This window comes from Shewanella sp. 3_MG-2023, from assembly GCF_030548765.1.
GTDB lineage: Bacteria > Pseudomonadota > Gammaproteobacteria > Enterobacterales > Shewanellaceae > Shewanella.
Genome location: NZ_JAUOSH010000003.1, coordinates 164,108 through 190,581, shown reverse-complemented (window position 1 = coordinate 190,581; position 26,474 = coordinate 164,108). Strand labels below are relative to the sequence as shown.

The 26,474-nt window shown below is 41.1% G+C and carries 19 protein-coding genes; 15 read left to right on the top strand and 4 right to left on the bottom strand.

Annotated features, from left to right (window positions below; all coding sequences use genetic code 11):
• Positions 1–256 precede the first annotated feature (256 nt).
• The 6 genes from Q4591_RS03070 to Q4591_RS03045 all read left to right on the top strand — a co-directional run bounded on the left by Q4591_RS03070 (position 257) and on the right by Q4591_RS03045 (position 7,566).
• Positions 257–1,423 (top strand): N(5)-(carboxyethyl)ornithine synthase, encoded by a 1,167-nt coding sequence (locus Q4591_RS03070; RefSeq protein ID WP_102519970.1) that lies wholly within the window; start codon positions 257–259, stop codon positions 1,421–1,423.
• Positions 1,424–1,685: 262 nt separating this feature from the next.
• The gene (locus tag Q4591_RS03065) at positions 1,686–3,869 is read left to right on the top strand and encodes an OsmC domain/YcaO domain-containing protein (RefSeq protein ID WP_102437091.1); all 2,184 of its coding nucleotides are present in this window, start codon (positions 1,686–1,688) and stop codon (positions 3,867–3,869) included.
• Between the two features lie 125 nt (positions 3,870–3,994).
• Complete coding sequence (locus Q4591_RS03060) at positions 3,995–4,744, top strand: DNA alkylation repair protein (protein WP_303459317.1); 750 nt, start codon at positions 3,995–3,997, stop codon at positions 4,742–4,744.
• Between the two features lie 248 nt (positions 4,745–4,992).
• On the top strand, positions 4,993–5,730 hold the full coding sequence (locus Q4591_RS03055) for a hypothetical protein (protein WP_303459315.1): 738 nt from the start codon (positions 4,993–4,995) through the stop codon (positions 5,728–5,730).
• Between the two features lie 148 nt (positions 5,731–5,878).
• A complete protein-coding gene (locus Q4591_RS03050) occupies positions 5,879–6,220 on the top strand; it encodes a methanolan biosynthesis protein EpsI (RefSeq protein ID WP_303459311.1) in 342 nt (113 codons plus the stop codon).
• Positions 6,221–6,225: 5 nt separating this feature from the next.
• On the top strand, positions 6,226–7,566 hold the full coding sequence (locus Q4591_RS03045; RefSeq protein ID WP_303459308.1) for an SPFH domain-containing protein: 1,341 nt from the start codon (positions 6,226–6,228) through the stop codon (positions 7,564–7,566).
• 174 nt (positions 7,567–7,740) lie between these two features.
• Here the strand turns inward: Q4591_RS03045 and Q4591_RS03040 are convergent, their stop codons facing one another.
• The 4 genes from Q4591_RS03040 to Q4591_RS03025 form a co-directional block, all read right to left on the bottom strand.
• The gene (locus Q4591_RS03040) at positions 7,741–9,351 is read right to left on the bottom strand and encodes an ABC-F family ATPase (RefSeq protein ID WP_303459306.1); all 1,611 of its coding nucleotides are present in this window, start codon (positions 9,349–9,351) and stop codon (positions 7,741–7,743) included.
• A 255-nt stretch (positions 9,352–9,606) separates the two neighbouring features.
• Positions 9,607–10,476 (bottom strand): penicillin-insensitive murein endopeptidase, encoded by an 870-nt coding sequence (mepA, locus tag Q4591_RS03035; protein ID WP_102519975.1) that lies wholly within the window; start codon positions 10,474–10,476, stop codon positions 9,607–9,609.
• Positions 10,477–10,755: 279 nt separating this feature from the next.
• Complete coding sequence (locus Q4591_RS03030) at positions 10,756–11,910, bottom strand: alpha-hydroxy acid oxidase (RefSeq protein WP_102437099.1); 1,155 nt, start codon at positions 11,908–11,910, stop codon at positions 10,756–10,758.
• A 10-nt stretch (positions 11,911–11,920) separates the two neighbouring features.
• Complete coding sequence (locus Q4591_RS03025) at positions 11,921–12,853, bottom strand: D-glycerate dehydrogenase (RefSeq protein WP_102476428.1); 933 nt, start codon at positions 12,851–12,853, stop codon at positions 11,921–11,923.
• A 391-nt stretch (positions 12,854–13,244) separates the two neighbouring features.
• On the opposite strand from Q4591_RS03025, the gene Q4591_RS03020 reads away from it, so the two are divergent.
• The 9 genes from Q4591_RS03020 to Q4591_RS02980 all read left to right on the top strand — a co-directional run bounded on the left by Q4591_RS03020 (position 13,245) and on the right by Q4591_RS02980 (position 26,422).
• Positions 13,245–13,973: a Crp/Fnr family transcriptional regulator gene (locus Q4591_RS03020; RefSeq protein ID WP_303459300.1), complete on the top strand. Its 729-nt coding sequence runs from the start codon at positions 13,245–13,247 to the stop codon at positions 13,971–13,973.
• Positions 13,974–14,190: 217 nt separating this feature from the next.
• Entirely contained in the window at positions 14,191–16,035 is a 1,845-nt protein-coding gene (gene ilvD, locus Q4591_RS03015) for a dihydroxy-acid dehydratase (protein ID WP_102437105.1), read from the top strand.
• Positions 16,036–16,049: 14 nt separating this feature from the next.
• On the top strand, positions 16,050–17,408 hold the full coding sequence (locus tag Q4591_RS03010) for a GntP family permease (protein WP_241903478.1): 1,359 nt from the start codon (positions 16,050–16,052) through the stop codon (positions 17,406–17,408).
• Positions 17,409–17,727: 319 nt separating this feature from the next.
• Entirely contained in the window at positions 17,728–20,319 is a 2,592-nt protein-coding gene (locus Q4591_RS03005) for a TonB-dependent receptor (protein ID WP_303459297.1), read from the top strand.
• 788 nt (positions 20,320–21,107) lie between these two features.
• Positions 21,108–21,521, top strand: coding sequence for an N-acetyltransferase (locus tag Q4591_RS03000; RefSeq protein ID WP_303459295.1), 414 nt, complete (start codon positions 21,108–21,110; stop codon positions 21,519–21,521).
• 43 nt (positions 21,522–21,564) lie between these two features.
• Positions 21,565–22,143 (top strand): HD domain-containing protein, encoded by a 579-nt coding sequence (locus Q4591_RS02995; RefSeq protein WP_303445599.1) that lies wholly within the window; start codon positions 21,565–21,567, stop codon positions 22,141–22,143.
• Between the two features lie 218 nt (positions 22,144–22,361).
• On the top strand, positions 22,362–23,552 hold the full coding sequence (locus tag Q4591_RS02990; RefSeq protein ID WP_303459292.1) for a porin: 1,191 nt from the start codon (positions 22,362–22,364) through the stop codon (positions 23,550–23,552).
• Positions 23,553–24,000: 448 nt separating this feature from the next.
• Complete coding sequence (locus Q4591_RS02985) at positions 24,001–25,626, top strand: hypothetical protein (protein WP_303459289.1); 1,626 nt, start codon at positions 24,001–24,003, stop codon at positions 25,624–25,626.
• A 202-nt stretch (positions 25,627–25,828) separates the two neighbouring features.
• Positions 25,829–26,422 carry a pentapeptide repeat-containing protein gene (locus Q4591_RS02980; RefSeq protein ID WP_102476421.1) on the top strand — a complete coding sequence of 198 codons (594 nt, stop codon included), beginning with the start codon at positions 25,829–25,831 and terminating at the stop codon, positions 26,420–26,422.
• Positions 26,423–26,474 lie beyond the last annotated feature (52 nt).

The window sequence follows — 26,474 nt, the reverse complement described above, 5'->3', positions numbered from 1 at the left end:
TAGTGGATAAATGAGTATGCAATAAATTTCCCCTTCAAATATTGACACTTTATCGTCTGCGACGCTTTTTTAAGCTCGGTCACCGTAAAGTTCTTCCATTTATAAAACTCTATGTTAATTAGGCCGCGTTGTTTACGACTGTCGCATTAACCAGAGCAGATCCCACCTCTAATCATTAGAGCAACTGGCCATTGGCGAAAATAAACATTCGTGTATGCAGTCACATAGATCCATTGATATAACAAGGAACGATGACATGAACACGTTAAAAGTAGGAGTCATAGGGACTTCAAGAAAAGTAGACGAAAAACGCTTTCCCATTCACCCAGGACATTTACTGCGCATTCCGCAAGCGCTTCGAAAGCAACTCATATTTGAGCAAGGTTATGGCGAACCCTTTGGGATCTCAGATGCTGAAATTGCTGCATTAACTGGCGGTATTGCCACGCGTCATGAGTTACTGGCAAATATTGGTACGGTAATTATTGCCAAGCCGGTGTTAGAAGATTTACAAGAGCTGCGTGAAGGCGGCACTTTATGGGGTTATGTACATTGTGTGCAGCAGCAAGATATTACTCAAGCAGCGCTAGATCGCAAACAAACCCTAATTGCTTTTGAAGATATGTTTATTTGGTCGGCAACGGGGCAAATGGGTCGTCATACTTTTTATAAAAATAATGAAATGGCTGGTTATTGTGCGGTGCTACACTCATTACAACTTAAAGGCATTGATGGCCACTATGGCGATCAACGTAAGACGATTATTTTTGGCTTTGGCGCCGTGAGTCGCGGCGCGATTTACGCCCTTAAAGCCCATGGTTTTAAAGACATTACCATTTGTATTCAGCGACCTGAAGAGCAAGTGCGTGAAGAAGTATTAGATTGTAACTATGTCCGTATTCGCGCAGGCGAGACGGGCGAAGCCCGAATGATGGTGGTTGAGCATGATGGCAGTAGCAGGCCATTAACAGAGCTCATCAGTGAAGCCGATATTATCGTTAACGGCACTTTTCAAAACACTGCCAAGCCAACTAATTTCGTGATCGAATCTGAAGCAGAGTGCCTAAAACCCCATAGTTTGATCATTGATGTCAGTTGCGATGAAAAAATGGGCTTCTTTTTTGCTAAGCCGACCACATTTAAACAGCCAATGTTTAACTATAAAACGGTGGATTATTATGCGGTGGATCATACCCCGACTTACCTTTGGGAAAGTGCTACTCGGTCGATTTCAGCAGCGCTGATTGTGTATTTACCTGCAGTGCTAGCAGGGCAGAGCGCTTGGCAGCAAAATGAAACCATTCGCCAAGCGATAAACATTGAAGAGGGCGTTGTTTTAAATGAGGCGATTTTATCGTTTCAGCACCGTGAGGCAGAGTACCCTTACAAGATTAAAGATATTGAATTAAGCCTCGCCGTTTAACTATGGTCATTTAACTATAGTCATTTAACTATGGCAGATGTCATAAATAAATCTATATGTCGACTTAATCAGCAATAACTTAGCTGGTCATGTGCAAGCATGGCCAATGCTAAGCCTTTGATTATTGTTTAATGCAGGGGAAATTTTTCAGCTAATTAAGCAATAGTGACAATTAACCCAAGACTATTGCGCTAAAAACACCGATAATTCACCTCATTAGATATACCCGCCAATTTACAGCGCACGACTCTGGAACTATTCAATGGAAATCAAAGTTAATTTTCTCGACAACTTAAGACTTGAAGCCAAGTTTGACGACTTTACTGTTACTGCCGATCAGCCTATTCGCTACAAAGGTGATGGGTCAGCGCCAAGTCCGTTTGATTACTTCTTAGCGTCGTCAGCGCTGTGTGCGGCTTACTTTATCAAGGTGTATTGTAAAGCCCGTGATATTCCTACGGAAAATATCAAGCTATCACAAAACAACATTGTTGATCCTGAAGATCGTTATAACCAGATTTTTCAGATCCAAGTTGAATTACCAGATGATATTTCTGAAAAAGATCGTACCGGTATTTTACGTTCTATCGACCGCTGCACGGTTAAAAAAGTGGTGCAAACCGGCCCTGAATTTAAAATCGAAACCGTTGATGATTTAGCCGCTGACGCCAATGCCATGCTAATGGGTCAACCTGAAGGCGATACCAGCACCTACATCATAGGTAAAGACTTACCCCTTGAAGAAACCATCACCAACATGACTGCCATGCTAGCAGAGCTGGGGATGAAGATTGAAATTTCTTCATGGCGTAACATTGTGCCGAATGTGTGGTCACTGCATATTCGTGATGCAGCATCACCAGCCTGTTTTACTAATGGTAAAGGCGCGACGAAAGAGAGTGCGCTGTGCTCTGCATTAGGTGAATTCATTGAACGTTTAAACTGTAACTTCTTTTATAACGACCAGTTCTTTGGCGAAGAGATAGCTAATAGCGAGTTTGTGCATTATCCCAATGAAACATGGTTTGAGTTAGAAGAAGATGACTCGCTGCCAAGCGGCATTTTAGATGACTACTGTTTAGAAATTTATAATCCAGATGGTGAGTTAGCCGGTTCAAATCTGATAGATACCAACTCAGGTAACTTTGAGCGTGGTATTTGTACCATTCCTTATACTCGTCACTCAGATGGCGAAGTGGTTAATATCCCGTCTAACTTAATCGAGAACTTATTTTTAAGTAACGGCATGAGCGCGGGTAATAACCTAGCTGAAGCCAAGGTGCAGTGTTTATCTGAAATCTTTGAACGCGCGGTTAAACGCCAAATCATCGAGCAAGAAATTGTCCTGCCAGATGTGCCAATGGCTGTACTTGAAAAGTACCCAAGCATATTAGCGGGTATTAAAGGTTTAGAAGAACAAGGCTTCCCTGTTGTGGTTAAAGATGCCTCACTCGGTGGTCAATTCCCTGTAATGTGTGTCACCTTGATGAACCCTAAAACTGGCGGCGTATTTGCTTCATTTGGCGCCCATCCGAGTCTTGAAGTGGCGCTTGAGCGCAGCCTGACAGAATTATTGCAAGGTCGAAGCTTTGAAGGCTTGAACGATGTGCCAAAGCCGACGTTCAATAGCATGACAGTGACAGAGCCTGAAAACTTTGTTGAGCACTTTATTGACTCTACAGGTGTTATCTCGTGGCGTTTCTTTAGCAGCAATCATGATTATGATTTCTGCGAATGGGATTTCTCTGGTACTACGGAAGAAGAAACTGAAAGCTTATTTGGTATTTTAGCGGATATTGGCAAAGAAGCTTATATTGCTGAGTTTGACCAATTAGGCGCTGCGGTTTGCCGTATCTTGGTGCCTGATTACTCAGAAGTGTATCCAGTTGAAGATCTTATTTGGGACAACACCAATAAAGCGCTGGATTACCGTGAAGAGATTTTAAATCTGCATGTGTTAACCCATGAGCAGTTAACTGATTTAGTTGAGCGCTTAGAAGAAAGCCAATTGGATAATCAAACCGATATACCAACCTTAATTGGTATCGTGTTTGACGAAAACACCCCTTGGGGACAGTTAACCATCATCGAGCTTAAAATCTTAATCTACCTTGCGATAGGCAGGCTTGAAGATGCGATGGATTATGTTGGTGAGTTTTTACAATACAACGACAATACAGTCGAGCGCGGCTTGTTCTATCAAGCGGTTAATGCGGTATTAGAAGTCACCTTGGATGACGGTTTAGCGCTTGAGCACTTTATCAATAACTTCAACCGTATGTTTGGTGAAGACAATATGAAAAACGTTGTTGGCAGTGTCACTGGTGAGGTGAAGTTCTTTGGTTTGACTCAAACCAGCATGAAGCTTGAAGGTATCGAGCCGCATTTAAGATTGATTGAAAGCTATAAAAAGCTGCATCAAGCACGTGCTAACGCAGCCAAATAAGACTATTCAATACCATTGATTAACCTGTTTTAAAGCCCATCAAAAGATGGGCTTTTTATTAATTTCCCTTTGGGATATTGAATGCTGGTTCAGAAACTTTGCCAAATGAATAAAGGCTTTGCCAAATGAATAAAGACCAAGCTAATAAATACTTAAGCCAATTACGTCGATCTCTAGCGGACGTTAGTACGCCTGAAAAGGCGAAGGCAATGGCACGTTTCTTCAATCATGAAGTTAATTTTATTGGTGCTAAAGCTGCTGATATTAAAAAAGTGATCACAGAATTTCAGCAACAAAACAGCAAGGTAAGTGCCTATGAGACACTAGAGCTGGCTGAACAGATTCTTGCCAATGCGAAATACACAGAAGAAGTATTGTTAGCTTTTGGACTTTTAAATAAGTTTGTTAAACGACATTTTAATAATGAGTTACTCCTACGTTTTGAGTTTTGGCTCGAGCATTATGTGTCAAATTGGTCGCATGTAGATGATTTATGCATTAAAACTATTTACCAATTTATGCTTTCAAGACCTGAATTAATTGAAACCACGCAGCATTGGGCTCATTCAAGTAACCCTTGGTGCAGAAGGGCAAGCTGTGTTGTGTGGGTAAAGTTTATTAAGCGAAAGATAGGTAAATCAGTATATATTTTGGATAAGTCGCTTATTTTTAGACATTGTGAATTACTACTTAACGACCCAGACCCATTCGTTCAAAAAAGTGTGGGCTGGTTACTCAAGGTTGCATCGATTGAATATGAGCAAGAGGTGATTGCTTTTATAAAATGCAATGTTAATAATATGCAGCGCGGAACTATTAGGTATGCGATTGAGAAATTAGACAGTAATACCCGAAAAGCCATACTCTCTATTTAGATGGTAAAAGTATATTCGTTGAACTAAAAGCTTATTACTATTCACCAAGCGAAGTCGGTTAGCTAAATACTTAAGGATTCAATTTGGCAACATTATTTAGGTTGGTCATGATTATTGTGTGTGCATTAATAATAACGATATTGGTAATTTTTATCATGTCTAGCTTAGTCGGCTTAGGTGTACCGTCTCATGCCGTTGAACTTAATTAATGTTAAGAATTTTGAAATAAATAGCTAAAAGGAATTAGCGTGCCAGTCATAGATTATTCAACCTATACCCTCGAAGAATTACTCGATGTAAAAGAAAACATTGATTCAATGACCTACCCAGAAAGATATCAAAGACTTCTAGCCGAAATAAAAATTAAGCAAAAAATCAAGGTTAAAACAGTAAAGGATGAGCCTGAAGTCGATGACTGGAGTTTCTATTGGAGAAATAGACAATTCAGTATCATTATTGAGTTTGATAAAAGTGCGCCAACTAAGCGATGGCGTATGGGTTTTATTTTATTCATGTTTTTCGTTAATGCAGCAGTGCTAACCTGGATATTACCTGACTATGTCGTGACAGAGCTTAAAGAGTTACATCAATATACAACTGAAATAGATACGGTTGAATGTCGGCAGGATACGGTGATTGATGAAGAAACTGATAAGGTGAGTTACTTTTACGATATTGTGATTAACGTGTATCCTGTCATATTTATCGCACCTAATTTCTCCCCTCAAATGTGTAAATATGTTGCCCAAGAAATCAGCAAGAAACAGCGAGTTTCAATTTGGCAAGAGGATGGATTAATACATCAGCTTTCATCAAATAATGAGCTTATTTTGTCGTATAAATTCATGAGGCCCAAAGTAAAAGATTTTAGGACGAGGAATTCTATTATTTATCTTATTTTTTTGGCGATGTTTAATTTGATATTTTTTAAGTCAATAATCAATGCTCTGACACCCGGTTCCTTTAAATCATTTGACTTTACCTAAAATTTTACCAACTCAGCAATGGTAGACGTCATATAGAAACTGATTTTTACAAGTTAGTCATGTAAAATGCATTGCTGCAACATTCGTATACTGACGGTTGTACTTCTTTGAGTTCAAGCGAGTATTCAAACCAATATAAGTAGATATTATGTTTTTTTATATTATCGGATTAAGCGTGCTTTTTTGTATTTTGTGCGGCGCACTTTATGTTATTTATCGCAATATCAATAAAGGGCGGATTAGCAAATCTAAAGAGTTCAATGTGTTATTTGATGAAGATACCATTGTCGATGAGTTAATTACTCAACTTATCGAGAAGAATCAAAGTCAAGAAAATGCAGATAAAACCAAGCAAAGTAAAGCTGACATTTTGGAGACCTTCATAGAGTTGCATCGGTCTGGCAGCTTTTGTTCACAATTGACTGAGCAAGAGATCATTTACTTTGTTAAAAAGAAATTAAATATGGATAGCCACACACAAGGAAAGTAATAAAAATGGACAGTAAGATTCAACCGGCTCAACAATTGGAAAACCAATCTTTTTTTAGCAACTTTGGTCGAAGAAATATCATTCTTATTTCAGCAGTGATTACCGTATTAGTGGTCATTGCTATTCTAGTATCTCAGATGATTGCTTGGAATGAAGCTGATGAACGCTTAGTTCATCAATCAGCTTTCACTGGTAATCTCACCGTTATTAACCAAGCTGGTCCTTATTTTAAAGCATTTGGTACCGTATCTGCCTATAAGAAAGTTATCTCAATAAACTTTACTGGGGATAGAGGCGCAACAGCCAGTGCTTTGGTGCCATTAATCCCGATTCGATTTCTTGATACCACTACCGGTGATGCTAAAGGTGTATCGCGTTTTAGATTGCCTGGAAACGTGCCATCTGCTGAGTCCGGTTCATTGCGTGGTCTACTTAAAATTCATGAAGAGTTTGGCTCACAAGAGACGTTAATATCAAATTTACTGATGCGTGCGACAACAGAAAATGTGAAGGCGTCAGCCAGAATGATGTCTGTTGAACAGCATTATTCGGGGGGGAATGGTCAATTAAGCCAAGATTTCTCAGATCAATTAGTTAATGGTATTTTCGTTACTGAACAGATATTCAGCAATACAGGGCGTAATAAAACCCAAGAATTTAATAACCTCAGTAAACAGCAGCGTGTAACCATTAATATTAAACAAAATGCTGAAGGTAAACCATTACGTAACGCGCCAATTCTTGGTGCTTATGGTATTACTGTGGTTGATGCGAGTATTATTGATATTGAGTATGAAAGTAAGGTTAATGCACGACTTGAAGCGCAAAAGCAAGCAGCAGCAGATGAAGCGCTAGCGAGGCAAAATCTTAAAAAAGCCGAGCAACAAGCACGTACCGAAGTCGCCCTAGGTGAACAAGCGATTGCTAAGCAAAGAGCTGAATCTGAAAAGCTAAAAATCAAAGAACAAATAGATGCCGAAAGAGTAAAAGCGAATGCGATTATTTCGGCGCAGCAACGTGTTGCGGTTAAATCTGAACTAGCAAAAGAGCAAGCTGAGATTTTAAAACAACAACGTCTAGAAGCTCAAGGAATGGATGTACTTGCTGAAGCGCGACAAAGAGCAAAATCTGCAGCACTTGATCCTAAATATGTATTTGATGAAACGTTGAAAGCAGAAGTTCAAATCCAGACCGCGTTATTTAACAGTCTTGGTAATAGTCGCCTAGTGCCTGAAATTGTGATTGGTGGCAGTCAAGGTGGGCAAAATAACGGTTCTGAGTTCATGAGACTGTTAGCTGCAGATGCCGCGCTTAATCTTAAAAAGCGACTTGATGAGCAGAAATAGTTTCGAGGTGTTTTAGTTGCTAAAAGTATCAATGTTGTAATTAAATCTTAATGCTTGAGTTATGAGTCTTAATACATAAAACATTGACTGAACGACTTTTAAATGAGTAATAAAAAACGCCGACAGACTTAAGTCTATCGGCGTTTTTATTGGATGCTATATAAGTGTTATTTACTACTTCTTTATCAGCGCTGCTGCTTCAGCTTGGCTTGCCATGTACTCATCAAAGGTACCGTGGAAATCAATTAGCTGCTGGTCTTTGACATCAATAATGTGAGTCGCAAGAGATGATACAAATTCTCTATCGTGACTGACGAAAATCAAGGTGCCTTCAAATTCTTTAAGGGCATTGTTCAGCGCTTCAATGGCTTCCATGTCCATGTGGTTGGTTGGCTCGTCCATGATGAGTACATTTACATCCATCATCATTAACTTACCAAATAATAGACGGTTCTTTTCACCACCTGAACAGTTACGGGCTTTCTTGTTGGCATCATCTTCAGTAAATAGAAGACGGCCTAACATACCACGGACCATTAAATCGTTATGTCTTGGGGTGCGCCATTGCGACATCCAATCAAATAAACTTAGATCATTATCAAAGTCTTTGCTGCTGTCTTGCGGGCAGTAACCGATAGCGGCATTTTCAGACCACTTAACCACACCTTCGTTATTGGTCAGATCGTTAACTAAACAGCGTAGCAGGGTAGTTTTACCGACACCGTTTTCACCAATAACAGCAAGCTTTGCGCCTGCTTCAAGGATAATGTTACCGCCTTGGAATAAGGTATTATCTTCAAAACCATGGCCAACGTCTTCCATGATAAGCGCTTGACGATGCATTTTTTTGCTTTCGTCAAAACGTAATGAAGGCGTCATGCGACTAGATGATTTAACTTCATCTAGCGAAATTTTATCAAGCTTTTTAGCACGAGAACTGGCTTGCTTCGCTTTAGATGCGTTAGCACCAAAACGGTTAACAAAGTCTTGAAGTTCAGCCATTTCAGCCACTTTCTTAGCGTTACCTGCTAATAACTGCTCTTGGATTAAGCCTGCAGCTTCAAGGAAGTATTCGTAATTACCAGGGTAAATACGCAGTTCACCGTAATCGATATCAGCCATATGAGTACAGACAGTGTTCAAGAAATGTCTATCATGGGAGATGATGATCATGGTGCATTTACGTTTGTTTAACTCATCTGCTAACCAACTAATGGTATGTATGTCCAAGTTGTTGGTCGGTTCATCAAGCAGCAAGATATCAGGGTTTGAGAATAAAGCCTGTGCCAGTAATACACGTAGCTTTTTACCGGGAGCGACTTGGCTCATTAAACCAAAGTGATATTCTTCATCGATACCGGCTTCAAGTAAGATTTCACCAGCGCGGCTTTCTGCACTGTAACCGTCCATTTCAGCAAACTCACTTTCAAGTTCACCGACTCTCATTCCGTCTTCTTCAGTCATTTCAGGCAAAGAATAAATGCGTTCACGCTCTTGCTTAACTTCCCACAGTTTTGGGTCACCCTGAATGACAGCATCGACTACGCTGTACTGTTCAAAAGCAAACTGATCTTGACTTAAGGTACCGACTTTTTGGCCCGGAGTAATAGACACGTTGCCAGAAGTCGGTGCAAGTTCACCACTTAGAATTTTCATGAAGGTTGATTTACCACAACCGTTGGCACCAATTAAACCATAACGGTTTCCGTGGCCAAATTTAGCTGAGATGTTTTCAAACAATGGCTCTGGGCCAAACTGCATGGTGATATTTGCGGTAGAAATCAAAGGAATATCCTGAATGGTTAAGTATGCAAAACAAAGCTCGATGTACAATAAAAAGGTACTTTGAGTTCAGCCAAGCTAAGCAGATAAACGCTGACCTTAAAAAGGCAGAGCATTTACGTAGGTAAAACAGCCGCGGATTATACAGACATAACTGCTCATATGTCGAGCAGCCAATGCAGTTAAAGTATATTTTTGGCCTGTTTAGTGCAATTTAACGGGCAAATGCTCAATAGTGAATGTTTTAAGAGGGGGAAATTACTGTTTTGCCTGTAAGTTTTTAACTAGTGGTTCACAGGAAAGCGGTTTTTGTTTTAAAGGCTTTGGCTTTGGCGCCGCTGCCGTTTTAGGTTGTTTAGCTTGTTGCTGGCTTGCCGCTGCACGCTTAAGTTGCTGGGTCCACCAAGTTAATTCTTCACAGCCATGACCTGATTTAATGGGCTGCTGCGCTTTACATAAGCTATCAGTTTCAGGGCAATGCAAGCGCACATGCATGTGAGAGGTATGGCCCCACCAAGGACGAATTTTTTGTAGCCAAGTATCCTTGTCGCTTCGTTCATTACACAGCTGCTGCTTGATGATTGGATTAACAAAAATCCGAGCGACCTGATTATTCTCTGCAGCGACTTTGAGCATGGTTTTATGTTGTTTTGACCATGCTTGATTAACGGTTAATTTATCAATATCAACCACAGACAAATGACGTGGATTTTGTAATTCTTGGGGCTTGAGTGGCGCCTCGGTTAGTTTTAGCCAAATATCCACATCTAAGCCTATTTGATGGCTGCTGTGGCCAAAATCAAATTGACCGCCGCGGGGCATCGACATATCACCGATGAAAATATTATTGATCCCTTGCTGAGTTAGCTGCTTTGAATAGTGACTGACAAAATTCACGAGATTAGGGTGGCCATAAAAACGCTGCCGCTGACTACGAATAACTTGGTAGCCGTCACCCGTTAACGGCAGTGGCTGTGCGCCTGATAAACAACCATTAGCATAGCCGCCAATAGCTGCAACTTGCCCTTGATAGATGCTGGTGGCGAGCTCCCAAGGATTGGTTCTGGCCTGCAGTGGATAAATGCTTAACAAACTTAATAGCAGTAATATGGTGCTTAATCGTGTCATTGATAAAATTACTCCTACAAGACTGTGAATTAAAGGTATAGGACATGAGCGAGTTAATTAGCGAATGCTTGATAATCAAATCACTTATGAGCTCAACAAAAGTATAGAAGGCGATAGGAATTAGGCGAGTGAATAGCGCGGATTAGTTTGAATGCTTAAATTCTTTTAAGTCGTAGCATTATGACACTAGAGCATCAGGCCTGCGAAGGGGGGGGAGCTCGCAGGCCTGATGTTGTTCTAACTTAATATTATCTCACTTAAAGGGAATGAGGATGACCGTTAACGCTTACGGATCATGCTGGTGTTAATATCCTTAAGGCTTTGACAGCCTGCCAAGGCCATAGTACGGACCAATTCTGTTTTGAGTATATTGATGGCTTTTTCTGCGCCCGCTTGCCCGCCCGCAGCTAGGCCATAGGCGTATGCTCTGCCAAGTGATACCGCATTAGCGCCTAAGGCTATCGCTTTAAAAATATCGCTGCCGCGTCTGATGCCGCCATCGACGATGAGCTCGATGTCTGGACCGACTGCCGCTCGAATGTCAGCCACCATTTCAATTGGCGCAGGGGTGCAGTCCAGCTGTCTGCCGCCATGATTTGAAATCATAATGGCCGATGCGCCAATGTGTTTAGCTTTAACTGCATCATCTACCGACATAATGCCTTTGATGGCAAAAGGGCCGCCCCATTGTTTAATCATCTTGGCGGCGTGATCCCAAGTGAGATTTCGCTCCAATAGATTACCCATATACTTAAGGAAGCTTTCGGTATCGCCTGTTGAGGGGGCTGCATTTAGATTAACTAAATCTTTGCCACCTGACATAAAGTAGTTTTTTACCCACAAAGGATGTTTAGCAAATTCCAATAGGCTTTTTAAGCTGAGGTTCATGGGTATGGTTAAGCCATTTTTTATGTCTCGCTCACGATTGCCGCCCACCACGGTATCAACGGTTAAACACATGGCTTGATATTTTGCCGCTTTTGCCCGCTGCATAATTTCTTCATTTAATTGCGGATCCGTCACGACATATACCTGAAACATTTTATTGCCATAACTACTGCTGGCGACCTCTTCAATGGTTTTGGAAGAGAAAGTGGATAAGGTAAACAAAATATCCTGTTTTTCAGCGGCTTTAGCGCCAGCGATATCTGCATCAGCATGAAACATGCGCTGCTGACCCACAGGTGAAATAAAAAATGGTGCCGACATGTCACAGCCCAGTATATGGCTGTGGGTATTGATGTCGGTGACATTAGTGAGACACTTAGGAATAATCTGATATTGATCAAAGGCATTAACATTGTGACTCAAAGACACTTCATCGTCAGCACCGCCTGCCATGTAGTCATACACAGGTAGGGGGAGGTTTTTATGTGCTTGCTGATGTAACTGCTCAATGTTAAAGCATTTTTCTAAAGACTTAGTTAATAACATAGTGGCTGCTCTATACAGGAGTTGATAACGGTTTGCCTTCAAGCATCGCAATAACATTTTGTAAGGCTTTGCCTGCCATAGCTTGACGGCATTCAGCCGTTGCGCTGCCAATATGCGGAGTTAAGGTGACATTTTCAAAATCAAGATAGCCAGAATGGAAATCAGGCTCACCATCAAATACATCTAATCCAGCTGCAGCAATTTTACCGTTTTTTAGTGCATCGATGAGGGCGTTGTCATCAATTAATCCGCCGCGGCCGGTATTGATCAAAATGGCGCCATCGTTGCAATTGGCTAAGCTATCAGCATTGATTATCTGTTGTGATTCAGGGGTGAGTGGGCAATGTAAACTAATGATATCTACAGACGATAACAAGCTCGCCAGACTGTCACAATAATGGGCTTGATAGTTTGCTTCGGCTTCGAGAGATCGTGAGCGATTATAATAATAAATATCCATATTAAAGGCTTTGGCGCGGCGCGCAACGGCTTGGCCTATGCTACCCATTCCCACAATGCCTAACTTTTTACCGTGGACTTGATTTCCCATCATGGCCATTGGGGCTTGTTTAGACCATTTACCGCTGCGTAAAAAGCGCTCATTTGCGCCAAGTCGGCGGCAAGTGGCTAGCAATAACCCAAAGGCTAAGTCGGCAGTATCTTCAGTGACCACCGGGGTGTTAGTTACCGAAATGGAGCGCGCTTTAGCGGCGTTAAGGTCAATATTATCAACGCCAATACCAATATTGGCGATTAATGTAATGGATGTCGGCAAGGTATTAATAAAATCAGAACTAACGGCATCTAATGCCGTTGTTAAGTACACCTTTGCACCTGTAAAAACAGCGTAATCACCTTCAAATACCCGCACTTCGATTGCGGAGCCATTAGCGCTAATTTGCGGTAGAGGTAATGGGCGAGAAAGTACAATAATATCAGTCATTATCTTGTCCTTTTTATTATTTTTATGGGCAATTAATTGGTTTTAGATCACGCTATTTCTGTCATGATTTTTGAAGCTAGTGATTGTTTAGAGTGCCAGTAGCGATGGTTTGTTTCCGCAACAAATGTTGCATTTGAGATGCTTCATGGTCGATATCGATATAAAATTTATAAACTTAATTGGCTTGCTTTTGTGAACGATAATAACGTGTCTACTATAAATATCACTATTAATCGGTAGAAGAATAGTGTTGTTAAGTGGATAAAACCCTAGGCAGTATTTGTTGCTAGCGTGTGGTTTTTTTAGCCTTTGCCTTTGTAGGGACTATCACTTAATCTAGCCATGATTGACCAATAATAATAAGTTCGAATGAACAAGGACTCTCTGCACTATGTTAACAATTCAACATCTACATAATTGGCGCGCTGAATTACCCAGCGAAATACAGCAGCAAATATCCCACAGGCTTAGCTTTAAAAAATTTCGTAAAGATGAATTTATTTACAACTCTGGTGAAACCTCAAATTGTGGCTTTCAAGTGGTGTCAGGTAAAGTCAAGATTTGTAATTACAATAAAGAAGGTCGAGAGTTAATTGTGGCCATTTTGCATGCAGGTGATTGCTTTGGGGATATCGGATTAATCACCCGCTATAATCGACCTAACTATGCTGTGGCATGCACTGATGTTGAGGTTAATGTATTGTCACATAAAGACTATTTACATTTAAGTCAGCACTTTCCTGAAATGTCGATAGCACTAAACCGCTTTCTATGTACCCGCATTCAATACACTTTTGCCAGTTTAAATGAAGCATTATTACTGCCACTTTATGAAAGATTAGGTGCAGCAATTGTCAGGCTTGCCCTAAGCCGCGGCGCTAAAGAACTTGAAGCCATCTCTTTACCTGATATATCACAAGAAATGCTCGGGCAAATGGTGGGGGCAACACGGCAAAGCGTCGGGCGTGAATTGAAAAAAATGCAGCAAGAAAACCTGATTCAAATTGAGTACGGTAAAATTTTTATTAATGATATTGATAACATGATCAAATTGTTTGATTTGAATTTGTCACATCAAGCCATAGTGCCGCTTTATTCGACAATGGCAGATACCGCCTAGATATTTGATTCTATTATATTTTATCATCTATTGTGTTAACAGTGCCTCGCAAGGTCTTATGGCTGATATTTGCTACACCGATATTTGCTACACCTGTCATTGCAATTGAGTTTCGAACCAAACTCAGTGCTTCGCCTTAATTGTCACAAATGTGACAGAAATTAACAAATCATCTATGACAAAGTAGTTAACACTAATAATAAAAACGAGAGTTAACATGCCTAAATTAAGATCATCAAAAGTTGTCGACGGTAAAGGTGCAGCTGCAGCACGTGCACTTTGGTTAGCAGGGGGATTACAGCAAACAGATTTTGGCAAGCCCATGATTGCCGTGGTTAATTCATTTACCGAGTTTGTCCCAGGCCATGTACATTTACAAGACGTCGGCCGCCTAGTGTGTGAGGCTATTTTTGAAGCGGGCGGCATTGCCCGTGAGTTCAATACCATTGCTATCGATGACGGCATTGCCATGGGTCATGACGGTATGCTTTATAGCTTACCGAGCCGTGAAATTATTGCTGACAGCATCGAATATATGATTAATGCTCATTGCGTTGATGCGATGATCTGTATTTCAAACTGCGACAAAATCACCCCTGGCATGTTAATGGCGGGATTAAGGTTAAATATTCCAGTGATATTTGTCTCAGGCGGGCCTATGGAAGCAGGCCGCGTCGTTGAAAAAGATAAAGTTCAGCGTTTTGACCCCATTGATACCTATATTGCCGCTTTCAGTAGTCAGGAACTTGATGGTAAAAGTGCTGAGTTTTTAGAAAATCATGCCTGTCCTACCTGCGGCTCTTGTTCTGGCATGTTTACCGCCAACTCAATGAATTGCTTGGCTGAAGTGTTAGGGCTCGCACTACCGGGCAATGGCTCATTATTGGCGACTCATTCCGATCGTAAAGACTTGTTCACCCGTGCAGCTAAGCAAATCGTAACCAACACCAAAAAGTTCTATTTTGAAGATGACGACTCGGTGTTACCGCGCTCGATTGCCACTCGCGAAGCGTTTTTCAATGCGATGAAAGTGGATATTACGATGGGAGGTTCTACCAACACCATTCTACACTTGCTGGCTATGGCCCAAGAAGGCGAGGTGGATTTCAATCTCAGTGATATTGATGGCTTATCCAGAAAAGTGCCGCACCTTTGCAAGGTGTCACCAGCCACCAAAGATTACTATATGGAAGATGTTCACCGTGCTGGCGGCATGATGGCAATCATTGGCGAACTAGAACGCGCCGGATTAATTGACACCAGTGTTAAATCGGTTGGCGGCGGGACATTAGCGGAAATGCTAGCCTATTGGGATGTATTACGTACAGATAACCCAGAAGTGCATGAGTACTTTAAAGCCGCGCCTGGTGGCAAACGCACCATTAAGGCCTATGGCCAGTCACAGCGCTGGAAAGAGTTAGATTTAGATCGTGAAAAAGGCTGTATCCGTAATATTGATAACCCTTATAGCACCGAAGGTGGCTTGGCCGTTTTGTACGGTAATATTTCTGAAAATGGTTGCATAGTGAAAACCGCTGCAGTGTATGAGCATATGCTGGATTTTACCGGAACGGCAAGAGTATTCAATCAGCAAGAAACGGCATTAACCGCCATTGATAATGGTGAAATTCAACCTAACACCATCATCATTATTCGCTACGAAGGCCCCAAGGGCGGACCTGGCATGCAAGAGATGCTTAAACCAACCATGAGCTTAAAAGCTCAAGGGTTAGATGCTAGCTGTGCACTGGTGACAGATGGTCGATACTCTGGTGCATCTGCGGGTCTATCAGTGGGCCATGTTTCACCTGAGGCGGCTAATCAAGGTGCTATCGGGTTAATTGAAGATGGCGATCAAATACGCATCGATATACCTAATCGTTCGATTAATTTACTGATCTCTGATACGGCATTGCAGCAACGTCGTGATGCCATGAATGCATTGCCAAAGGATCAAGCTTGGCAGCCCAATGAACCAAGAACCCGTGTGATCACCCGCGCGTTAAAATCCTATGCAGCGTTTGCTACCAGTGCCGATCGCGGTGGATATCGTGAGCTATAAATGGAGTTATTGATATGGCTTTAGGAATTATTGCGGCATTAGCTGTATTTATATGGATGGCAATGCGCGGCTATAGCATTGTGCTGGCCTCGCTAGTGTGTTCCACCATAGTGATTATCACTAGCGGCATGGCATTTGATAAAGCCATGCTGGAATATTTTCCAACCGGGGCACTGGGGGCATTTACATTTGCGGGACGGTTCTTTTTACTCTTTGCCGCAGGTGCGATGTTTGGTCGTTTATTGGCGGCAACAGGAGCGGCCAATAGTATTGCGAATAAGTTAGTCGACACCTTAGGCGCTGAACGTGTGCTAATTATTACGGTATTATTTTCAGCTTTGCTCACCTATGGTGGCGTGGTGTTGTTTGTGGTTATTTTCACTATGTATCCGCTTGGGGTGCAGCTATTGCAACAAGCGAATGTGCCTAAGCGGTTATTTACTGGTGCCATTGCCTTAGGTATTGGTACGTTCACCATGACCGCTATGCCAGGCTCACCGTCAATACATAATGTGATATCTTCGGTATCGCTAAAAACCGACTTATTTGCCGCAGCGGGATATGGCCTATTCAGTAGCGCCATTATGTTGTCTTTGGGGCTGTGGTATCTTGAAAAGCAGCGTCACATAGCCAAGGCCAATGGTGAGGGTTTTATCCCTTCTGAAAAAGATAAACTGATTTTAGCCAACAATAAGCAAATGGCGATGCCATCTTGGTTTCGTTCAGTCATTCCCATTGCCGCTGTGGTTATTTGTATTGTCTCTCCAAGGATCATCAGTGCTTTAGGCGTTAACGGCATTGAGGTTGTTGACTATGCCAACAGTCAGCCGATAATTTGGCCTTGTATGGCACTCTTGATTGGTATTATTACCACCATAGTGTTGTTTCCACGTATTCTACCCCGCAGTATTACCGAGCTTGGTCAAGGCGCTGAAGAGTCTATATCGCCGTTAATCGCGACTTCAGTTGTCATCGGTTTTGGTGGCGTAGTGAGCCATACCGAAACGTTTTCGCAGTTTTCTCAGTGGATCACCACCTTAGATGTCCCTGTGCTGCTGTCAATTTTTATTGCCGCAAGTTCAGTGTCTGCAATTGTGGGTTCGTCATCAGGTGGCTTGCAAATCTTTTTAGGGACTATGGCGCCTGTTTATTTAGATAAAGGCGTCGATCCAGAGATCTTACATCGGGTTGCTGCTATGGCCAGCGGCGGGTTTGATAGTCTGCCTCATTGCGGCGCGGTAGTAGCGATATTGGCAATAACAGGGCAAACCCATAAAACGGCTTATAAAGATGTCGGAGTCGTGACTGTGGTGTTCCCCGTCATTGCCTGTTTAACCACAATTGGGAGTTATTGGCTGCTTAACACGATATAAGCAGTGGCCTCATAAGGTATGTTTATATGTTATGAGGCTAGGTTTTATGGCTTAATCTGTCTTTTGGACATATTGAGCCGAACAATGCCATTATCTTGAATTCATGACAGCCAAAGCTTGCAAAACCTTTTTAGCCAACCCATTTTAATAAACAAATCCTCGCTATAAATTAGTTGATATTTTATCCCACAGATATCCCAACCGAACAAATGTGGCAGTTTATTGTACAGCGCTAGCGTTACCCTCAAATTAACCCGTATTTCTTTACAAATAATTAACATGGGTTGAAAAATAATAATAGTCAATTTGGGGATTAACTATGTCAAATGTTCAAGCAAACGGAAATTTTAAAAAGTCGTTAATTGCGACAGTGCTGCTATCAATAATTCATGCGCCAGTAATGGCAAATGAGCCACAACAAGAACAAACTCAGTCAGAAAAAAAACAATTTGAAGTGATTGAAGTGACCGCGCAAAAACGCAGCCAGTCTATTAATGAAGTGCCTATGTCGATTTCGGCCTTTAATGCCGAGACATTAGATGAAATAGGTATCGATGACACCACTGATTTAGCCAATATTGTACCTGGGTTTAATTTCAGTGATAGCGCATTTGGGGCACCGGTTTATACCTTACGTGGGGTGGGTTTCAATGAGTCAAGCGCTCAAGCGACATCAACGGTTGGAGTGTATGTTGATGAAATTGCAGTACCATTTCCTATTATGACCAAAGGCACTAACCTTGACGTCGAACGGGTGGAGATTTTAAAAGGGCCACAAGGCACGCTTTATGGCCGTAACTCAACGGCTGGCGCGGTCAATTATATTGCGGCGAAACCCTCTAAGGATTTTGAAGCCGCCATCAAAGCGGGTATTGCTTCTTATGAAACCATTTCTGCTGAAGGTTACGTGACAGGCGGAATTAGCGACATGGTAAGTGGTCGTCTGGCACTTAAAACGATTCAGTCAGACGAGGGCTGGCAGGAAAGCATTAGCCGTGATGAAACCTTAGGTCGACAAGATAAACTGGCTCTGCGTGGTAGCTTAAACTTTGACTTCAGTGAGGCAACTCAAGCATTGCTGACTATCGGTTATGCTAGCGATAATTCAGAAACAATTGCGCCGCAAAATATTGATTATATTCCCGGTAAAGCAGGAGGCGCGCCGTTTACTGTTTCGATATATCAAACCCAGTTAGATATGGCACAAAATCCACAGAATTTTACCGGCTTAATGGATGATAATGCCAAAGCAGATTGGACTGCTGGGCGCACACCGAGCCTTGAACACACCAGCACGAATGTGTCATTGAAAGTTGAGCACGACATTAATGATCAAACCTTATTTACCTCGCTGACTGGCTACTCAAAATTTGAAGATGATGGTTCAGAATACGAGCGAGCTGGTTTTGCAGGGGAAACCATTGCTAATATTAAAAATAACCCACTGAGTGCCGCTACTGAACAAGCCTTTGGAGCAGGATTTGACGGCTACTTATTAGGTCGTTATCAAAATGCCGCCGATTCCGAATACGTTACCATGGACTATGTTTATCAAAATGGTGAAATTGATTCCATATCCCAAGAGTTTCGAGTTAGCCAACAACTTGATAGCCTGGTGTGGATTGCAGGGCTTTATTACAGTAAAAGCGAAGTCGATTACCAAACCCAGCAGGATTGGGGCATAAGTAGTAACGTAAATATTCTGCCAATTCCTGGCTTTGGCTTTAATATTGCTGAAAATGATATTAATCAACAAACCACAACCGCCTCAGTGTTTGCCAGTGCTGACTGGTTTATTACAGATCAATTCACGCTTACCACCGGCTTGCGTTATTCAAAAGATGAAGCGGATTTTACTGGCTGCTCAAGAGATGTTGATGGCGGTTTAGCTGATACTTTTTTTAATTTCTTTTTCGGAACAACGCCCACTAGTGACGTCATCAAAGGTGATGGTTACAACGCAGGCAGTTGCGTTACGGTATTAGATTTTGGAACGCCAGAGGCGAGTGTTGGGGAGGTTAGTGACACATTAAGCGAAGACTCACTTTCATGGCGCCTAGCTGCTAATTATGAGTTTAATGATGATTTATCAGTCTATGCATCTTATAGCCGTGGTTTTAAAGCGGGTAGCTTTCCTTCTTTAGCGGCAGTGACTGATCAACAGTTAGTTCCCGTTGTTCAAGAGCAACTTGACGCTTATGAAATAGGTTTTAAATCAAGCCTAGCCGAGCGTACTCTGCAGTTAAATGGCGCGGCTTTTTATTATGATTACCAAGATAAGCAATTGCTTACCAAAAAAATCGCCCCAGTATTTAACACCGTATTTACCCTGGGTAATATGCCTAAATCTTCGATCACAGGGGTTGAACTTGATGGGCGCTGGTTAGCGACAGATAACTTGACCTTAGGCGCTGCCTACGGCTGGTTAGATTCACAGATTAAACAAGGTGTCGGCTATAACCAACCAGGGCAATATTTAGACTTTAAAGGTTCGCCACTGCCTTTTACGCCAGAGCATCAGTTTAATTTATTTGCCCGTTTTGACTTTGAAATTTCAGCCGGGCTGCAAGGCTTTGTTGGCGCAGATGTAGCATATTCAAGTGAGTCACATGCCGATTTTGAAGGCTCAGTTGATCAAACTCTTGCCGTGTCAGATTTTGTTGGTGAGCCTTATGCCGTTGAAATACCAGCAACCGATTATGAGTTTGATGAGCGTTTTATTAACCCGTCTTATACCCTAGTGAATTTACGTTTTGGGGTTGAAGCTGATAGTTGGAAAGCCTTTGCATGGGGTAAAAATATCACTGACGAGTACTACACCAATACCACAGTCAAAAATAATGAAATGTATGCCAAATACCCAGCAATGGGCGCCCAATACGGGGTGACATTTGAATACACATGGTTTTAGTTAAGTATGAGTTAATTGTTAATCAGGCTTAATGCCGAACTAAAGTCATCTCAACAATTACTGCGTTTTGGGATTTTGTTGGGGTGATTTTTAACTTTTAGCAGCGCTAATTTTTACATCACAGTTTTAGGGCGGGGTATAACAAGTAAGTATCGCGAGGGAAATGTTGGTAGCTATTCAGGCCACCGAAGGAACTCGATGGCCACATCTTGCTTAATGCTCTAGAAAACCTTTGTTAGCTTTCTTGGCAGTCTTTGCTGCTTTCTTTTCTTTTGCAGTTAAAAGTGGTTGCTTTTTAGTGTTTTTCTTACTGTCTTGTCCTTTGCTCATGATACTTTCCATTTGTTGTCATGTAACACACCTGAGGCTAGTTTTAATCAACCGGAGGACCCTGTTACTAGTACATTAGACTCAATTGTCGAATATATAAGTAACCATCTTAGTATGGCCCTATAGCAGGGCAATTGATAGTAATAGTTGATATACACTCAGTATATTAACCCCTTTATGTGTTGCTAGGGGGTAGATAAAGCTGTTTGCGTTAAAGTTGGGCCGTAGATATTTTAGTAAACGATGGATCTAACAATTTGATAACCAAGCTTAATGTGTAAAAATATTGAAGACTGCTATAAACAAGGACATGGAGTGAGTCAGTTGCAAAAATGAGTTAAGTAATTACAGGTGTATGGCTTTAAGGCGAGTTTCAGTGGCAATAAAATTCACATTAAATTCGAAGGCTAAGCTAATTTAGTTTGAATAACCCAAGATATTGGCTTGGAGGCCAGCAAATGATGTTAGAAGTAAACCATCAAGAAGATAGCGTTATTTTTGACACCCTAGTCGCAGGGGTTAGAGAGCACAAATATGAACATATGGGGCCAGAAGAAACCAAGCCCTTATCTGTGGTTTGTCGTGATGAACAAGGCACTATTATAGGTGGAATAGCAGGGCGAACTATATACAGAAACTTTCTTATTGAAGTGCTCTGGGTCGACAAAGCAAGCCGAGGCTCAGGTCTTGGCCGTCAATTAATGGCATCGGCAGAACTGGAAGCCAAGAAAAGGGCTTGTGTTGTTGCCCAGCTGGATACCTTAGATTACCAAGCGCCAGAGTTTTATAAAAAGCTGGGTTTTAAAGTTGTCGGCAGTGTGGCAGCTTTTCCTGGTAGCCCTGAAAGGATTTTTCTCACCAAAGAATACTAATGTTCACTGAATATTATGGGATTCATTTACAAGGAGGTTAGGTTTGAATGAGATCAAAGGCATTGTTGAATTTATTGTAGAAATAGAAAAGTTAAAGTCGGTAACACGTAATACTAAACCTGTAGGTTTAGAACGCTATGAGAATTCAGCTGAACACAGCTGGCATGTGTGCATTAGTGCGCTGATGTTAAAAGAGTTTGCTAATGAACCCGTTGATATCAATCGGGTGATTAAAATGCTACTACTGCATGATCTTGGTGAAATCGATGCAGGCGATACCATAGTTTATGCCAGCAGCAATACGCATTCGATTGCGGAGCAGCAAGGAGTAGAGCGGTTATTCAAAACCTTGCCAGAATATTTAGCTGACGAATATTTACAGCTTTGGCTTGAGTTCGAAGCAGGTAAAACTGCCGATGCTATATTCGCTAAAGCCATTGATAGAGTGCCGCCGTTACTGCATAACATTCATGGCGGTGGTCATAGTTGGAAAAAGCATAACATTTCAAAGCAGCAAGTCATGTCATTGAATGGTGATCGAATCGCTAAAGGTAGTCATAGTCTATGGACTGAGCTTGAAAAACAGTTAATCAGCGCCGCTGAGCAAGGTTTACTTAAATAGCGCTGGCTCGCTTTAGGTAACAACCGATAATTTTTTCTCATTACTCTTATTACTCTTATTACTCTTATTACTCTTATTACTCTTATTCTCATCGCTCTTCTCACGACTTTTATTGAATAAAAAATAAAAACAATTTCTTGTGTATCTTTATAGTTGCGAAAAATTAGCTACATTTATAAAGAGGCGAAAAATTAGTCACAGAGAAGGATTTCGCCAAAATGACTACAAATGGGAGTGTCATTGAGATGATGAAAAAATTATTAGGGGCTTGCTTACTGGTAACCGTGTTACCGCTAGAGGCAGTTGAAGTTTATAAGTCTGATCTATTAAATTTAGACGTCGGTGGCAATATTCAATTAGGTGTTATCAATAGTGACACTAACGATGGTGACAATACCACCACTGTGTTTGATAACGGCTCTCGATTACATTTTGATTTTAGCAGTTCGGTAAATTCAGACCTAAAATTTAGAGGTTTTTTTGAGTGGTATATTAATGCGGTAGCCCGCAATAGCATTGATAGTTACAACGTTGGTCATAATGCAATCTCGCTAAGTGATGGCAGGAATGAGTTTATGTCACTCAGGCAAGGTTTCTTTGCTGCTCAGCACACTAAATGGGGAGAGCTGTCTATTGGTAAAAGAATGGGAGCTTATTCGGCAGTGACCTCGGTAACCGATAGGTTTAATGTTTATTCGGCGCTGGCATCATCAACTTATGTATACGGTGATGGTGGCTTAAGTGGCACGGGTCGAGTCGATAATGGTGTTTTCTGGAATAAGCCGTTCGATTTCGATAATCATAGTTTAACGGTTAACCTTCAAGGGCAGTTTATCGACGACACCACAGTGCTTAAAGACGATGAAGATATGCCAGTATTAGATGATGACGGTAATGAAGTCACTCTAACAGCTAAAGGCGGTGAAGCGGCCAGTGTTATTTATGCTTATGATGTAGACAAATTTACCTTTGGCTTAGCGTATGTTAATGACGAGGCTGAAGGGAAAGGTATTAGGATCAGTAACCCTAGGGCCTTAGCAGTTTCTTTTAGTTCAACCATGGGTGACTGGTATTTATCTGCGGTAGCCGCACATTCAGAAGGCATGTATCAAGACAACAGTAATCAAATTTTTGAAGGTAAAGGCTACGAAATAGCACTGAGCCGAGACATAGGAAATTGGACTCCAATGATCGGTTGGAACCATATCGAGCCAGATAATTATGATATTGCAGAGCAGAGTCAAGCTAGCCAATATGAGCTTGATTTGTTTATCCTTACCCTTAATTACAATGTGCCATCGTTGGGGTTTTTTGCCTTTATTGAGGGAGTGGTCGATAACGGTAAAAATGCCGACGGCAGCAATAGTAACGACGACTATATTTCAGTGGGTATGTATTACCCTTTTTAAGACAAAGAGGATACTCGCTTCACTCTACCATTGATGCTTTGAGCGTGGTAATGCACAGGCTCAAAGCATTGTTAGTTTGCCTTCAAATACCTTTAATAACGCCTAAATTCTACCGATTATTACCCGTAAGCATTTCCCCTTGTCATCGTTTAGCGTGTGGGTTTTAGTCACAGTTTTACCTTTATCGTTCAGCTTAATTGTTCTATTAGAACAACAGCTAATACTGCCAATCAGGTAAATGTAAAAAAATGTAGGTGAAACTTTGCAGTTTTGTTGTTAGCGCGTACAATTTACCTAGTAGCTCAATAAAAATGACTTTATGCATCAATTAGGTAGCGCTTATATGGATACTAATAAAAGATCGTTAAACGGAATAACGTTTAATTATGTTCTAGCAAAGGTGGGATTTTTCAGACTTAACAAGGTAATAAAAGTTTCAAGTTTAGTTGTGAGTTCATTGTTACTAAGTAATGTGGCTTTTAGTGAAGAAATTGCTAGTGAAGATATCAATAATTTAGAGTTTATTAGCGTCCCCAAGGGGATGAGTGTATTTGAAAAGTATGGTCTTTCTGATGATCTCCCAAAATTTGGAATGAGTTCATTATCCCAAGGTGAAAACCTGGTTGAACATGCATCTCGAGTCACTGAGTTTGAAGGGAAACAAACAACGTCGGACATATTTTTAGTCCAAAGTACTGACACTAAAGGCAATATTGATTTAAGAATTAAATATGACCCAATTAAGTTAGATAAAGACGAAGATGTCATTGCACGTATCGAAAATCTGACAAAAACCGAGTACCTTTTGCGCCAATACGCTAAAAGCTATGATGAGTCATCAGTTAAGGTGGCTGAAAAAGCCAATGGAGAAGTGGTGATTCGTTTTAACTACTCCAAATACCAACTTCCGCAAAACATTGCTTATTTTCGTTTTATGCAGGTATCCATCACGGCTAAAGACGGCAAGCCAATTAAAATGGAGATTACCAATTCAAAAGACTTCGATTACGAAGGCGTGAAAGTTAAAGACTATTCGCAAACGATTTATTTTACTGAATTGGAAAACGGTAAGCCTTATATCAAAAAGAAAATTGAAATTACCAAGGGCACTAAAAAAGACAAACCGATCACCTTAACTACAACGGTTACCACAATTGCTTTATATGATAATCAAGATGCCGTGGTGGTGATTGATGCTGACTTACTCGCAACGGTTTCAGATCCGCGCATGCGAGAAGAAAAAGTAGAGCTACAAGCGATGTTCCCAATACTTGCTGACTTGGTGCGTCGACAAGGGATTGATGTGCCATTACCTTACGGTATTTCAGTCGCCTATCGAGATCAAAGTATGGATGTAGGTTTCACTTCATTTGATATTATGGGGTTGGAGTTAGACGAGTTTTTTGACCCAGAAACCACCTTCGGAACCGTAGACGCTAAAAGTGTGTCCCTAAGGGCCGATTTAAATATTTTTCCATTTTGGAATGTGTATGCATTAGTCGGTAAAATTAAAGTCGATGCGGTTATCGATGCCCAGTATACCGGTAATATTCGTGATGTGTTTGTCGATAAATTAGGCTCAGAGTTTAAAGCTGATATTGCTTGTGCCTTTGCTGCTGAAGTCGGAGTACCACTTTGTGAGCCAACCCGTTTTGATGTTCCTTTGGAACTTAATTATGATTTAGTGGGCGCAGGTACCACACTTTCGGTGGGTTATAGGGAGTTTTTTGCTTCAGTTACAGGTACCTATTCGTTCACTAAATTAAGTGGCCAGGATTGGGGCGACGGTATTCTCACCGTGCAACCTATGTTGGGTTACCAGTTACTGGATTACCGTGCTCAGTTTTTTGTTGGTGCAGAATATCAAGCATTAAAAGCTAACATGGAAGGTAATTTAGGTTTTGTTGAAGAGTTGAACCGTGAGTTTACTTTCGATGTAGGTGTTAAGTTGAACCAATGGGCTTATCTAGTCGGCTTTAATAAGCAAATTGGTAAACATTACAATTTAAGTGTGCTGTATAACAAAGGTGAAACCCGTGATGCATATACAGTAAGCTTTAATTATCGCTTCTAAATTAGATAAGTAAGTATTCGGTATCAAGGTAACCGATAGTGAGTAAGTTTTTTACTTAACCACTATCGGTTTTTTTGCTCATTTTTAGTGAGGCCGTAGCAATCAGTGGGGTCTTAATAATATTTTTGCGCTATTTTCTCTGTTATCAGGGCAAGTGTTATAAAATACGCCTCAAGTTTGAATAATCGAGCATGGGGTTTTAATGAGTCAGATCGTCACACATGAGCAGTACTTTGATAAAAGCTTCAATAAACAACCCATAGACTCAACTGAGGGCTGTGAATTTGAAGAGTGTGAATTTAATGATTGCGACTTTACTGAAGCAGTATTAAAAAATACTAAGTTTTTAAGTTGTACGTTTAATCGCTGTAATTTGAGCTTAATTAAGGTGCCCCGTAGCCGTTTTTTTGAGGTAGATTTTAATGACTGCAAAATGGTGGGTATTGATTGGACTAAAGCGGATTGGCCGTCATTTCATCGTGATGCACAATTAAGCTTTAGCCGTTGTATTCTTAATGACAATTCATTTTTTGGCTTAGTACTAAATGAGTTAAAGCTGATTGAATGCAAGCTGCATGATGTGGATTTTCGTAATGGTGACTTTGCCAATTCCACCATGACTTTTTGTGATTTTACGAATAGTATTTTTATGAAAACCAATCTACAAGCTGTCGACTTTAGTGATTCAACTGACTTTACTATCGATGTGCTACAAAACCGCATTGCCCAAGCTAAGTTCTCACGTTTTGAAGCGCTAAACTTACTTGAGAGTTTAGCTATCGAGCTGGTGGATTAATACAGAATATAAAAAGCGCTATGAGTACACTCTCACTGTCATAGCGCTATCA

Coding starts and splice junctions, on each gene's coding strand:
- Q4591_RS02980 (WP_102476421.1), top strand. CDS start 25,829: ATGAGTCAGATCGTCACACATGAGCAGTACTTTGATAAAAGCTTCAAT.
- Q4591_RS03070 (WP_102519970.1), top strand. CDS start 257: ATGAACACGTTAAAAGTAGGAGTCATAGGGACTTCAAGAAAAGTAGAC.
- ilvD (WP_102437105.1), top strand. CDS start 14,191: ATGCCTAAATTAAGATCATCAAAAGTTGTCGACGGTAAAGGTGCAGCT.
- Q4591_RS03030 (WP_102437099.1), bottom strand. CDS start 11,910: ATGTTATTAACTAAGTCTTTAGAAAAATGCTTTAACATTGAGCAGTTA.
- Q4591_RS03005 (WP_303459297.1), top strand. CDS start 17,728: ATGTCAAATGTTCAAGCAAACGGAAATTTTAAAAAGTCGTTAATTGCG.
- Q4591_RS03050 (WP_303459311.1), top strand. CDS start 5,879: ATGTTTTTTTATATTATCGGATTAAGCGTGCTTTTTTGTATTTTGTGC.
- Q4591_RS03025 (WP_102476428.1), bottom strand. CDS start 12,853: ATGACTGATATTATTGTACTTTCTCGCCCATTACCTCTACCGCAAATT.
- Q4591_RS02990 (WP_303459292.1), top strand. CDS start 22,362: ATGACTACAAATGGGAGTGTCATTGAGATGATGAAAAAATTATTAGGG.
- mepA (WP_102519975.1), bottom strand. CDS start 10,476: ATGACACGATTAAGCACCATATTACTGCTATTAAGTTTGTTAAGCATT.
- Q4591_RS03020 (WP_303459300.1), top strand. CDS start 13,245: ATGTTAACAATTCAACATCTACATAATTGGCGCGCTGAATTACCCAGC.
- Q4591_RS03010 (WP_241903478.1), top strand. CDS start 16,050: ATGGCTTTAGGAATTATTGCGGCATTAGCTGTATTTATATGGATGGCA.
- Q4591_RS03045 (WP_303459308.1), top strand. CDS start 6,226: ATGGACAGTAAGATTCAACCGGCTCAACAATTGGAAAACCAATCTTTT.
- Q4591_RS03000 (WP_303459295.1), top strand. CDS start 21,108: ATGATGTTAGAAGTAAACCATCAAGAAGATAGCGTTATTTTTGACACC.
- Q4591_RS03060 (WP_303459317.1), top strand. CDS start 3,995: ATGAATAAAGACCAAGCTAATAAATACTTAAGCCAATTACGTCGATCT.
- Q4591_RS03065 (WP_102437091.1), top strand. CDS start 1,686: ATGGAAATCAAAGTTAATTTTCTCGACAACTTAAGACTTGAAGCCAAG.